Annotated in this window: 10 protein-coding genes; 4 read left to right on the top strand and 6 right to left on the bottom strand. The window is 42.7% G+C overall.

Annotation, left to right across the window (positions count from 1 at the left end):
- Nucleotides 1–58 precede the first annotated feature (58 nt).
- A complete protein-coding gene (locus BLU80_RS04350) occupies nucleotides 59–2,143 on the top strand; it encodes a BatD family protein (protein ID WP_091393985.1) in 2,085 nt (694 codons plus the stop codon).
- 157 nt (nucleotides 2,144–2,300) lie between these two features.
- On the opposite strand, the gene BLU80_RS04345 is transcribed toward BLU80_RS04350, so the two are convergent.
- Entirely contained in the window at nucleotides 2,301–3,017 is a 717-nt protein-coding gene (locus BLU80_RS04345; RefSeq protein ID WP_091393982.1) for a class I SAM-dependent methyltransferase, read from the bottom strand.
- Nucleotides 3,018–3,100: 83 nt separating this feature from the next.
- On the opposite strand from BLU80_RS04345, the gene BLU80_RS04340 reads away from it, so the two are divergent.
- Nucleotides 3,101–3,976, top strand: a complete 876-nt coding sequence (locus BLU80_RS04340; protein WP_091393979.1) for a LysR family transcriptional regulator — start codon at nucleotides 3,101–3,103, stop codon at nucleotides 3,974–3,976.
- Here BLU80_RS04340 and BLU80_RS04335 read toward each other — a convergent pair.
- From BLU80_RS04335 to BLU80_RS04320, 4 genes are all read right to left on the bottom strand, one after another.
- On the bottom strand, nucleotides 3,973–5,775 hold the full coding sequence (locus BLU80_RS04335; protein WP_091393975.1) for a DUF885 domain-containing protein: 1,803 nt from the start codon (nucleotides 5,773–5,775) through the stop codon (nucleotides 3,973–3,975). The two genes, BLU80_RS04340 and BLU80_RS04335, sit on opposite strands and share 4 nt — an antisense overlap.
- Before the next feature lie 137 nt (nucleotides 5,776–5,912).
- The gene (locus BLU80_RS04330; RefSeq protein ID WP_091393972.1) at nucleotides 5,913–6,737 is read right to left on the bottom strand and encodes a helix-turn-helix domain-containing protein; all 825 of its coding nucleotides are present in this window, start codon (nucleotides 6,735–6,737) and stop codon (nucleotides 5,913–5,915) included.
- On the bottom strand, nucleotides 6,738–7,448 hold the full coding sequence (locus BLU80_RS04325) for a response regulator transcription factor (RefSeq protein ID WP_091393968.1): 711 nt from the start codon (nucleotides 7,446–7,448) through the stop codon (nucleotides 6,738–6,740).
- Nucleotides 7,449–7,456: 8 nt separating this feature from the next.
- The gene (locus tag BLU80_RS04320; RefSeq protein WP_091394277.1) at nucleotides 7,457–8,434 is read right to left on the bottom strand and encodes a sensor histidine kinase; all 978 of its coding nucleotides are present in this window, start codon (nucleotides 8,432–8,434) and stop codon (nucleotides 7,457–7,459) included.
- A 103-nt stretch (nucleotides 8,435–8,537) separates the two neighbouring features.
- On the opposite strand from BLU80_RS04320, the gene BLU80_RS04315 reads away from it, so the two are divergent.
- Nucleotides 8,538–9,413, top strand: a complete 876-nt coding sequence (locus BLU80_RS04315) for a YicC/YloC family endoribonuclease (protein WP_091393965.1) — start codon at nucleotides 8,538–8,540, stop codon at nucleotides 9,411–9,413.
- A gap of 83 nt (nucleotides 9,414–9,496) precedes the next feature.
- The gene (locus tag BLU80_RS04310; RefSeq protein WP_091393962.1) at nucleotides 9,497–10,132 is read left to right on the top strand and encodes a gliding motility lipoprotein GldH; all 636 of its coding nucleotides are present in this window, start codon (nucleotides 9,497–9,499) and stop codon (nucleotides 10,130–10,132) included.
- A 112-nt stretch (nucleotides 10,133–10,244) separates the two neighbouring features.
- Here BLU80_RS04310 and BLU80_RS04305 read toward each other — a convergent pair whose 3' ends face one another.
- A complete protein-coding gene (locus BLU80_RS04305) occupies nucleotides 10,245–11,981 on the bottom strand; it encodes a glycoside hydrolase family 3 protein (protein WP_091393955.1) in 1,737 nt (578 codons plus the stop codon).
- Nucleotides 11,982–12,196 lie beyond the last annotated feature (215 nt).

The following is a 12,196-nucleotide window of genomic DNA, read 5'->3' as shown; positions in this document are numbered from 1 at the left end:
TCCCAATCTTTACAAAGAAGATTTTTTGAAACTAACAAGCAGATTAAATTTGGAATCTATGTTTAAACGGACGATTCTCGTAATATTTTTATTGACTGTTGTTAAGGTAGTGCTTTTGGCACAGGCCGCTGTAGAGTTGCATGTTTCTGATCAGACGATCGGATCAAAGGATGGCTTACAGGTGACGTATGAATTTAAAAATATCAGCAATCCGCAAATGCCGGATATCTCTTTTCCGGATTGGAAGGTTGCAGGAACTTCTGTTTCTCAGAGTACTTCTATTATTAATGGAAATGCTACTTCTTCCTATTCATATGTGTATTCCCTCTCCCCAAGGCATATGGGAACTTTAAATGTTCCGGGAATCACTTATAATTATAATGGAAAACCACTGACTTGTCACGACCAGTCAGTTAAGGTTGTCCAGAAAGATCATGTGAAAAAAAGTCAGGGTGCCTCTGGCTCTCCTTTTGGAGGCTTGTTGCAGGGCATGCCAACCATGCCCGGTATGAACATGCCGGATGATATTTTCGGTCAGCCGAGTGCTCCCCCGCCCACCTCCGGGGTAATCGTGCATCCGGGGCAGAGCTATGATGAGGCAGCCCGCCATGATTTTTTCATTAAGATAACCCCCTCTAAATCCACTTTCTATGTTGGCGAGCCTATCCTGGTGGATTATGAATTTTTTGGCGCAGCCTCCTGTAACTGGAAACCTTCCCGGTTCCCCTCTTTTAATGGTTTTAGTGTAACGGATATAGAACAGAATCTCTATCCTTATGATGTAAAAGTGAATGGGAGAAATTACCGGGCCAGAGGGATTAGAAAAGCGCAGTTGATTGCACTTAAAACAGGGGATCTGCCACTGGATTCTGCATCTGTAGAAGTACAGACGACTTTTATTGATGCCGGTAATCCGGCTGATCGTAATTCAGCCACTGCCATCATTAAAAGTACGCCCAGAAATGTGACGGTACTACCGCTTCCTACCCAGGGACAGCCCGGAAATTATTCCGGTGCCATCGGTAAATTTTCCATTCAGGCTTCCGTGGATAACAATAAGCTGCCGGCCGGGGAAAATAACCGCCTGCATATACGCATATCAGGAATGGGGAACCTTGATGGCGTAAGCGTACCGGAGATTAAATGGCCGTCAGGTATTCAGGCTTATGATCCCAGAGACAGTCAGTCTGTCAATAAAGCGCAGTTTCCGATGCCCCGCTCTTTAGACTTCGATATTCCTTTTATCGGCAATAAGGAAGGTGGGGTAACGATACCGCCGATTGTATTTAATTACTTTAACCCGGATACCAAAAAGTACGAAAAAGACTCTACCGATGCCCTACAAATTCAGTTTACTGCTCCATTAAAAGATAACGGTATTGCAGAAAGTCTGGCACAAAACCACCGAACCAATAAGGATTATCTTTGGATTGTGGGCATGATCGCCCTGATTGTTGCGGTAGTATTTGGGGCAGTTGAGTTGAGGAAAATGAAAAAAAATAAGGCGGTTAAAAAATCTAATACACCAGGCGGTGCCGGTATCGTAACTGCAGTTCCTGAGCCAGAGAATACGAGCAAAGCGAACTTGGCTAAAACGTCAAAAACAGGTGGCGCAGATAGCTTTAAGGACAATCCCAAGGTGGGGGAATCCGTAGCTTCCGTCTCTGCAAGCTCCAGTGAAGCTGCGCATGAAGCAGATCATCTGCATTATTTACCCGAAGGACTGAGTCAGAAGATTAAGGCAAAGGCGGCGACCTCTAAGCCTTCGGAATTGAATAATGAAACCGGTGACAGGATCAGTTCCCTGCCTGTAAAGTCGAGGACTGAGCTCAGAGAGGACGCTTTAAAAGAGCTTAAACAACGGTTGGACCCCAAAGAATTTTTCGTGCTGGCTAAAGCATATATTATTGAAGAATTACAATATCAGTTAGACAGCAGGCAAATCGATGAAAATAAATTATTAGATGCGCTTAAAAACAGGCGCCCGGATTTGTTTAATGATTTAAGTAATCTGATTAAAATCTGTAATAAAGCACTTTATCTTCCGGTTGGCGCTGAAACGTCCAGAAAACAGGTCCTGGATAAGATTGAGTCCATGGTATATGCCAATGGCGATGGTGATAAATCAGATACGCTTGGCTAATGCATGAATGGGCCTTTTGACGCTTTACAACATCCGGGCCTTTGTGCTGTAAATACAATTCGACTTCATTATATATCAGCCTGACTTAGGAAAGGTTTCCTTTCCTAAGTCAGGCTGATATATAATGTAAATCCCGATCAATATCCTGGCCTTCAATTTACGGCTTTTTAAAGCCGACAAAAGAGGCGAAGCACAGATTTTTATGCAGGACATCTACCTGCTGAAAACCCACTTTTTGCAAAAGGTTCAGTTGATAAACGAGGCTGCGCGGGCTGTCTTCCTTTTCAATATAAGAAAATACATGGTCCCGGTAGACCTGATCCTTCAGCCCGCTCAGGTAATCACCATATAATTCCTTATAAATATACTGCTGAAGCCTTACGTCAGTCTGCTCCACTAAATCGAATATCCAGATACTGCCCCCGTCTTTTAACAGATGAAATAGCTTATTAAAGGCAGTCTCCCAGTCCTTGTCGTCTCTTAAATGATGCAAAACGGCGGTGGCGATAATTACGTCAAACTGCTCCCCTTTAAAATCAACGGATCTGAAATCCCCTTTCTTTGTGACGGGTTTATAATTGGCTACCTGTGCCACCCGCTGTTCAGCCCGGTTCAGCATAGGCTGACTTAAATCGACCAGTGTTACCTCTATTTCAGGATTTTTACCAGCCAGTTTTACCGGGAAATTCCCTGCTCCGCAACCAATATCCAGGACCTTGGTCTTGCCTGGATATCTTCTGGCGATTGCCGAGGTAATAAGCTCCATATTAAGTGACGCGTCCAGCGTTGTTTGCTGTCCTGTTTCCAGTTTTGAGAATCTTTCTACATCCTGATCAAACCTGGCTTCAATTTCCTGAATGGTGGATTTTGTCATGTTAATTTTATTTACAACAAAAGTAAGGAGTCCGTTGATACCCTAAAAATACTAATTTTGTCAATTATTAATACTTATTAGGTATGGAACTGCGTCATTTGCGATATTTCATCGTCCTGTCAGAGGAACTTCATTTTGGCCGTGCAGCTGCAAGATTATTCATGTCTCAACCACCTTTAAGCAGACAGATTAAGGAATTGGAACTGGAATTGGGGGTGACTTTATTTTTGAGAGATAATAAAAGGGTGCAGCTGACTGAGGCAGGAAAATATTTTGCCTCGGAGGTGAATTACCTGCTAAAAAGACTGGAACAGGCAAAGACCCAGTTAAAAAAAATTGATTTATCCTTAGCTGGAGAAATCAAAATTGGTTATATCAGCTCCATTGACAAAAAGAAATTGGCGATTTTGATACGGAAATTGCATGAGACGCATCCTTATTTACAAACAAAACTTTTTGAACTATCTACGGAAAAGCAAATCCAGGCACTTTTGGCGGGTCGCCTGGATTTGGGTATTATCCGTGGACCCAATTTAGCTGCCTCCATCACCTCAGATAATCTATATAAGGATGGATTTTGTCTGGTGCTGCCTGCCGACATGCACTTGCCTGAGGATTTTGCCACCCTCGGAAAAATTCCTTTTATATCCTACCCTGCCAGTCATGTACCGGTGTATCATCACCAGATGCTGGCCTATGCAGCCAGACTCGGGTTTACACCCGGCATAAATTATGAGTGCAATAATATGGCTGCGATATTAGAGCTAGTGGGTCTGGGAGAAGGAATCAGTATTGTTCCGGCTGATTTAATGACTCAATATCATCAATTAAATATTCAGTTTTATAAAGACAGTGTTTTTGATATCAAAACAGAAGTACTGCTGGCTTATCCTAGTGAACTGGCGCATCCGGGGCTTAGCACAACCAGACAACTGATTTTTGAGCTTTTTAAACACTAATGCTGTGTTTTGATCCAGTCCTCCATATAGGATTTCAGTACGGTTAAGGGCATATCTCCCTGGCTGAGTAGGGCTCTGTGAAATTTTCTGATATCAAAGTTTCTGCCCAGGGCTTTTTCACATTCCTGTTTAATGTTAACAATGGCAAGGACCCCGGTTTTATAGGAAAGCGCCTGCCCCGGGAAACCGATATACCGCTCCACTGACAGTGTTGCGTCCGCTCTGCTGATTGATTCGTGTTGGAGCATATACTGGATCGCCTGTTCTTTAGTCATTTTTCCCGTATGAATGCCCACATCTGTTACTAAGCGAATGGCCCTGTGGATATCATTATTGTAAGCTCCCATCAGCTGATAAGGATCTGTATAGCAACCAAGCGCTTTACCCAGGGTTTCCACATATAAGGCCCAACCTTCGGTGAATGCACTAAAGTTGATTTGTTGCCTGAACTTTGGCAGCTTGGTGTTTTCCATTTGCAGGGAAATCTGATAATGATGCCCTGGAATTGCTTCATGTAAAAAGGTTGCTTCCATGCCCAAAAAGGTGACATTGATCTTAGTGGCATCGGGTACAGGTACATAGAAAATGCCGGGGCGTTTATCTGTAAGGGAACCTACCAGATAACTGGGGCCGTTTTGCGCGGCTTCCCGATAGGCTTCTACACGTCTAATCTCAAATCCGTTGGCCGGTTGGATATCGAAGTAATCTTTTAAATGAGGTTGTATTTTCAGATAAATGTTTCTGTATGTTTCCAGCACTTGTTCGGGCGTAGTAAATGGCATAAATTGCTTACTGGTCCTAAGGTGTTTAAAGAATGCTTGTAGGCTCCCTTTAAACCCGACCTTGTTTTTCAGTGCATTCATCTGTTTTGTAATACGGTTCACCTCATTTATCCCGGTCTGGTAGATCTCTTCAGGTGGCGTGTTTAGTGTGGTGAATTGACGTATGTAAATTTTATACATTTCTTTGCCACCAGTAATGGCAAAGAGCCCTGGTGTTGTCTGGGCTTTCGGCAGATATTCATTTTTTAGAAATACTGCAAATTTTCGGTAGGAGACTAATAACTTTTGATCGATAATTCGTTCAAATTCTTCTTTGATCTGTTGCTTTTGCTGCTTGGTGAAATTATCAGGCAATGCTCTGATAGGGTTGTAAAAAATGTTTTTTGAATGGTCCTGATTTCCCAGATCTTCCATTTGGGGAATCATTTTCTCTACCAGAGCCCTGGGCAAAACAATACCTGTTTCCATGCCCTTTTGCATATTGTTGACAGCTGTATCCATCCACTGTAAGAATGCTGTAACCCGTTTTAGCCACTTTGAATAATCCTCAGGCGTATTGAAAGGCTGACCAGCTGCTCCTGAACCTAATTGGCCCATCAACAGCGGAATGCAGAAAAACTGGTTGACGGGCAGATATTCGAAGTGGTATTTGCTTTTGGCCAGATCAACACGGATGAGTTCTGTAAGATTACCATAGGAAATTTTATCGGTCGTATTAAATTGGCGGATGTCGAACTGTTTTAGCTGCCGGAGGATTTTGCGCTCATAGCTATATTTTTTTTCCAGAGAAGCCGCTGAAATATCATTTGGCAACTGATCATCAAATCGGTGATCGCCACTAAGTGTTGCGGTAAGTGGATCAAAAACCATACTTTGTTGATAATAGGATTCCAATATTGCATGAAATGCTACTGTATCATTTTTAAGGTTGAGATTTGCCTGACCATATGTCTGGTTGGACCGCAAGGTCATTAATACTGGGATGAACAGTAAGGTAATTAATGGACGTTTTTTCATAGAATTGTTTAAGTCAAATCATGTATGTTTCCGGGTCCACCTGTTTTTAAGTGAACAGGCAGAACAGAGCGCAAAAATGGACAAGAAATGCCAATAAAAATTGTATGAAATTAGCGTTTGGTAATGGATGATTCCCTTTAAAGGGCCTTATATTGTTTAGGTGAAAATCCTGTTATCCGGTGGAAAGTTTTGGTAAAATGAGCCTGGTCACAAAACTCACATAAATAGGCGATTTCGGTCAACGTATATTTTCCCTGACGGATTAAAGGCAAAGCGCGCTCTATTTTTATCCTGCGACGATACTCGCCAAGTGTACAACCGAAGTATTTTGAGAAGTACTTGGATAAGGTGACAGGGTGAATGTCCAGGAGTTTTGATATTTCTTGTAAAGAAACGGGCTGATTCCAGGTGTCATACAGCAAAGGCCTGATTTTCTTTGCCCAGCCGGGAAAAAAACTAATATTATCTGCCGCATGAGTGATTAGTTCAACGGTAAGTTGATTGATCGACAACGTACTCTGGTCATCCTGTAACCAATGTTCCCGTAGAATTTTTACAAGTCCCGATGCGTTTAATTGCAAATTTTCGGAGAACATGAGTGTTTCAGGGGGTATGTTTAACTGGTACTTTTCGAAAAAGCCGCTTCCTAATTCAACATTAAAGATCCTCGTTTGAACCCTGTATTGAATATTTTGGTGGGCGATACCGGGATAATAATAAAATCCTTCACCAGGTTGCTGAATCTTAGTATTGTTTTCATTAATTTCCTGGCTTCCGCCATAAAGGATGTGGGAGAAATGCGGGTTTTGGTGATAGTGCCAGTCTGAACTGTATCCCATGGGATATAGGGTCTCGCTGGCAATAATATGGTCATAATGCCTGGCCAGTATATTATGGCCTACATAACAGCCTTTATCCATGGCAATAACTTCCATTGCACCAGGCTTTCCCTTTAACAACATTTAATTGTCGGTAAATTTATAACCAACGCCCCGTACAGAGTGAAAATAGCTGGGATTGCGGCTGTCTTTTTCAAAGTATTTTCTGAAGTTCAAAATAAAATTATCGATGGTTCTGGTAGCCGGAAATACGTTATAGCCCCAGACAACCTGTAGGATTTTTTCCCGGGGTACTACTTCATTTTTGTTTTCAAAAAGCAACTTAAGCAGCATGGTTTCTTTCTTACTGAGTTCAATGGTCTTCCCATCCCAGGTCGTGGCCTGCTGCGCATTAAAAAATATCTGGTTATCACCGAAGATAAAAGAATCGCTGATCGATTCCTTATCCTGCAACTTCTTGTTTTTTTCTATGAGTTTATATACTCTTAGTAAGAGCTCCTCCAGATCAAAGGGCTTTGTCAGATAATCATCGGCCCCTTTCTTCAATCCTGTTACTTTGTCTTGTGTTGTGTTTTTAGCGCTAAGAATTAATATAGGAGTCTCTATATTCTGGATCCGGATGCGTTCAGTGGCACTGATGCCGTCCAGCTCGGGAAGCATGACATCCATAATAATCAAGTCGAAATACTCATTTTCCACCGCTTTTAAAGCCTTATTACCATCAAAGGCAGAAGTAACACTATAGCCTTCTAGTTCAAGGTTAAGCTTTAAGGTGTCATGTAAATTCTCTTCATCTTCAACTAATAATATATTTCCGCTATTTGCTGTTGTCATGTGCGTGTCTAATGTTTTAGTAATGGAAACTGTATCGTAAAGATAGCACCATTTGGCTGATTATCCGCTAACTGAATCAATCCTCCGTGTTCCTTGGTAATCCTTTTACATAAATAAAGTCCGAGTCCGGTGCCCTTTGTTGTACGGGTGGATTCATTGCCGGCTCTGTAGAATTTATCAAAAATTCTGGCCTTTTCAGTTGTGGGAATGCCAGGACCCTGATCTGCAATATGCAAAGCGGCGTATTTACCTTTCAGATTTTCCAAAGTAGCGGTAATAGGTGTAAGACCGGGCGCATATTTCACTGCGTTTTCCAGCAGGTTACTGATGAGTAGTTCCAGCAACAACTGCTCACCTTTAATCCATAGTTCAGGGGTTAAGTTCAGACTGAATTCTCTTTGTGGATAACGCAGTTTAAACTGTGATATCTGATCCTGAAGAATATTTGATAAATTGAGTTCTTTTGCACTCAATGCATGTTGGCCACTTTCCAGCTGGGCGGTGGTCAGGATATTGCTGGTCAGTGTATTCAGCCTTTTGGTTTCGCTGAGGGTATTTTCCAGCAGTTTACGCTGCTGTTCTAAGCTAAGGTCTCGCTTCAGCAGAGTCTCCAGATTGAGTCTGGAAACCGCGATGGGCGTTTTGAGCTCATGCGTTATAGCCATCATGAAGTTTTGCTGTTGGTCGGCCTGCTTGAATCCCTGACGTATGGTCCTATATACATAAGCCGCACCCACCATAATTAAAAACAGAAAGGTCAGCCCCTCTCCCACGTATTGCAGGGATTTACGGTGTCGGGCATCCTGCAAGGCCAAAACTTTGTCCTGATATTGGTAATCGTCTGTCCTTAGTTGTTCATACCTGTAAAAAAACATTTGTTTGTTCTGGGCTTCTAAAGAAATAAACCACCATACCAGTGCAGAGACTATATAGAGCAGCAAAAACCAATAGGTAAATGAAATAAAATAGAACTTATGTTTTTTCATGTGTAATAAGGGCTTAATTTTGCCCCTCAGACGGACCCTAAAATTGAATTTACAGGGCAATTTAGCCAAAATTAAGTAGGTTTGTTTTAAAATTTATCAGAATATGCTTCTTTCAATGACAGGCTATGGCCGCTGGGAACAATTAATCGGAGACAAAACCTTTTTAGTGGAGATTAAATCTCTGAATGGCAAGCAGTATGATATCCGGTTGAACCTGCCCGTTTTGTTGAAGCCTTTTGAGTTCAAAATCCGCAATCTGATTGCAGATCAACTAATACGCGGCAGTGTTGAATGTACCGTGACCATTAAACAAAACGGTGCCGGAAAATCAGTCGCCTTAAATGCTGATCTGGCCAAACATTTTTATATTTCTGTTGAAAGGCTGGCCAGAGAATTGAATGCGTCAACAGAGCACCTGCTGGGTGCTGTTTTAAAATTGCCGGAAGTTATCTCCAATTCCACGGAAGTGCTGACGGAGGAAGAATATCTGGATTTTGAAGGAATCCTGCAAAATGCGCTGGACGGAATTGTCAAACACAGAGAGGATGAAGGTGCTGCCTTGGAGAAAGATTTATTGCTCAGGATCAATAACATTGAATCTTTTCAGCCCCAGATTGCAGAAAAAGAAGTGAATCGCCGGGTCAAAATTAAAGAACACCTGACCAAAATACTGGAAGACCATGTTGGCAAGGATTCTTATGATGCCAACCGACTGGAACAGGAACTGGTCTATTATATAGAAAAAATTGATATCAGTGAGGAACAGGTTCGATTAAAGACACACTGTGCCTATTTTAAGGAGATTTTAAACGAACCGGGTAAATCCAAAGGGAAAAAACTGGGTTTCGTGCTCCAGGAAATTGGTCGTGAGATTAATACAACCGGTTCTAAAGCCTATGATCTGGATATCCAACGCTTTGTGGTACAAATGAAAGATGAGCTGGAAAAAGCCAAGGAGCAGATTTTAAATGTATTGTAATGCCGGTTTTGCGTGTCCGGATCTACGATAGGTCCACACCCCCTTTATCATGAAATACCCTTAAGCAATAATCAACATCTGATATGCATCGTCCTTATATTTATATACCAGTCAGACTGAATCATTGGCTTAGGCAGTATGGCTGCCTCTTGGCTGTGTCAGTTATGCTGGTCATGGGTCAGGGATGTTCCGATCAGCTAACCAGACAGGAGAAGCTGGCAAATCTGCCCGACCAGCTATGGCCCCAAAGGCTGCAGCCATGGATTCATATGCAAATTCAGGATTCTACCATTGCTTACCGGCTCTATGCGGTAATACGCCATACGGAGGCTTTTAAATATGATAATCTGCTGCTGCGTTACGGTTATATTGCTCCGGGAGACAGTGCCGTATACCATGAAGTAAATCTTCCACTGGCTAAAAATGATCAGTGGTTGGGTGATACTTTAGGCTCAATCATTGAAACCAGGGTCAGACTGAATAGGGCACCCCAGAAAATGCCTGTCGGAGACAATGGATTTGTCTTACAACACATGATGCCCGATGAACCGTTGGTGGGTATTTTACAAATAGGGATTCGTCTGGAAGCGGTCTCTTTGCCAGAAAATGGAACTGTCGCAGGCAGAACCGCGCTCCCGGATACGGATAGTACCGGTGGCGGGCATAGATCCGATACCCTTATCTCCGCCCACGGCGCAAAAGAAAAACGGGTAAAATAAACCTGTAATCCTGTTTTCTTTCAGGAAAAGAACCATCCTCAGCCGTTAAGCCCTTGCTATAAAAAAACTGACCTAAAATTATTTAGGCACGGTAAAAAAACGGTAACGCTTATCATCTTTTGATAACCAGGCCCGTACCAAAGGGTAATTTTTCGGTGACTGTGACTGGCAGTTTTCCCTGAGCACCTGTTTTACCTAACAGGAAATCGGAGACCGCCTGCTGGAAGACGCTGCCGTCTTCATAGCTCACCAGTAGGTTTTTATAACCCGTAAAGTTTTTAAGTGCATAGGGATTACCCATTACCATTAAGGTTGCGCTATGATTGTAATCTTCGATGTCCCGGATGAGTTTAAGGGCAGCAGTACTGATCTGGAAATTATTTGCCGGTCTTTTGCTGAACCCTTCAATAGATACGACGATACGGTCAAATTTTCCGGTTTTAATCTGGGATAGAATTTCATTGGCCTCAGAAAGGTCGTCAGAATAACCAAAATAATAATTCCGGGTACCTGCATTATCCTCCAGGCTTTTGGCCAGGATATCTTCAGGCTTGCCTCCTACTTGCAGATAAGCTGTCTTTTTATTTGGACTTAAAGGTATAAACCTGTTGTTTTCCAACCGGACAGCGGTCAGGGCCCTTTTGGCAACTACGGAACTCAGAGAGGCTACTTCCTTATTTAAATCCTGGGTCAGGTTCTGCGAAGCAATATTTTTTGAGTCAGCGCTGCTCAGCCCCAGATGGTATTTGGCATATAACACTTTTTTTACCCGAGGTTCTAGTTCTGTCCAGCTGAGTTCTCCTTTTTGAATGGCCGCGTTTATTTTTTCAATTCCCAGCCCGACATCCTCTGGCAGGCATAACATATCATTGCCGGCTTTTAAGGACATCACGCAGACTTCTCCCTGCGGAAAATACTTGGCCACTCCTTTCATGCCCAGTGCATCTGTGAAGGAGAGACCGGTAAATCCAATTTTTTTACGCAGTAAATCGGTGACAAATTTATGAGATAAGCTGCTGGCCAGATGGGGCGTAGGTTCAATCTTAGGAATGGATAAATGCGCAATCATGACAGAACCTATGCCTGCTTTAAATACTTTTTTAAAAGGAACCAGTTCCAGCTTTTCCAGCTCAGCCAGTGACTTTTCTATAACCGGCAAATCCAGGTGGGAATCAACAGAGACATCCCCATGTCCCGGAAAATGTTTGGCGCAGGCCATAATCCCTTCATTTTGCATCCCTTTCATGATGGCCACCCCATAATCTGCCACGACATTTTTATCCTGACCAAAAGACCGGTAGCCAATGACTGGATTGGCCGGATTATTATTAATATCCACCACGGGAGCATAATTGACCTGAATGCCCATACGGATGCATTGTCTGGCCATGGCAGCGCCAATTTTATAAATAAGGTCTTTGCCGTTTCGAATGGCACCCATTGTCAGCTGATCCGGGAACTTATCAACGCCGTCCATGCGCATACCCAGACCTGTTTCTCCATCAATACAAACCATCAGAGGTGTCTGTGCCGCGTTCTGTAAACCGGCCAGCACTTGAGCCTGGTCCTTGGGACTGCCTTGAAATAAGCAGATTCCTCCGATATTGTAACGCTTGATCAGATCCATCACTTTTTCTCCATAGATTTCAGGCTGTCCATTTTCCAGCCCACTTTCTCTGAGCACCATGAGTTGGGCTAAGCGCTGATCAGGCGTGAGAGAATTATAAACACTGTCGACCCAATGCGTGGCCTTAGGCGTTTTTTTAAAGAATTTCTGACTCATAACTGATCCGGATAAAAGACTGGCTGACAGAAACAGCGCTATAAACTTGGTTTGTGATGTTTGCATTGATGCGAATTCTTAAATGATGAAAACAGGCCTGCATAAATTTTGCCTGCTTATGCCATAAAGTTAATGGTTTAATGGTTTATGCACAAGTAAAACATGAGAAACGCATAAAAACGCAAAAAGACAGTTTTAACTGGGTGTGTCAGTTAAAAGGAATAATAAAAAAGGCCGTAGCTCCTTCCAATAAGGAGCTACGGCCTTTAAAGTATTTATCC

It is taken from the genome of Arachidicoccus rhizosphaerae (genome assembly GCF_900107765.1).
Taxonomy (GTDB): domain Bacteria; phylum Bacteroidota; class Bacteroidia; order Chitinophagales; family Chitinophagaceae; genus Arachidicoccus; species Arachidicoccus rhizosphaerae.
This window is presented reverse-complemented; position numbering and strand designations above follow the sequence as displayed.

Coding starts and splice junctions, on each gene's coding strand:
- BLU80_RS04350 (WP_091393985.1), top strand. CDS start 59: ATGTTTAAACGGACGATTCTCGTAATATTTTTATTGACTGTTGTTAAG.
- BLU80_RS04345 (WP_091393982.1), bottom strand. CDS start 3,017: ATGACAAAATCCACCATTCAGGAAATTGAAGCCAGGTTTGATCAGGAT.
- BLU80_RS04340 (WP_091393979.1), top strand. CDS start 3,101: ATGGAACTGCGTCATTTGCGATATTTCATCGTCCTGTCAGAGGAACTT.
- BLU80_RS04335 (WP_091393975.1), bottom strand. CDS start 5,775: ATGAAAAAACGTCCATTAATTACCTTACTGTTCATCCCAGTATTAATG.
- BLU80_RS04330 (WP_091393972.1), bottom strand. CDS start 6,737: ATGTTGTTAAAGGGAAAGCCTGGTGCAATGGAAGTTATTGCCATGGAT.
- BLU80_RS04325 (WP_091393968.1), bottom strand. CDS start 7,448: ATGACAACAGCAAATAGCGGAAATATATTATTAGTTGAAGATGAAGAG.
- BLU80_RS04320 (WP_091394277.1), bottom strand. CDS start 8,434: ATGAAAAAACATAAGTTCTATTTTATTTCATTTACCTATTGGTTTTTG.
- BLU80_RS04315 (WP_091393965.1), top strand. CDS start 8,538: ATGCTTCTTTCAATGACAGGCTATGGCCGCTGGGAACAATTAATCGGA.
- BLU80_RS04310 (WP_091393962.1), top strand. CDS start 9,497: ATGCATCGTCCTTATATTTATATACCAGTCAGACTGAATCATTGGCTT.
- BLU80_RS04305 (WP_091393955.1), bottom strand. CDS start 11,981: ATGCAAACATCACAAACCAAGTTTATAGCGCTGTTTCTGTCAGCCAGT.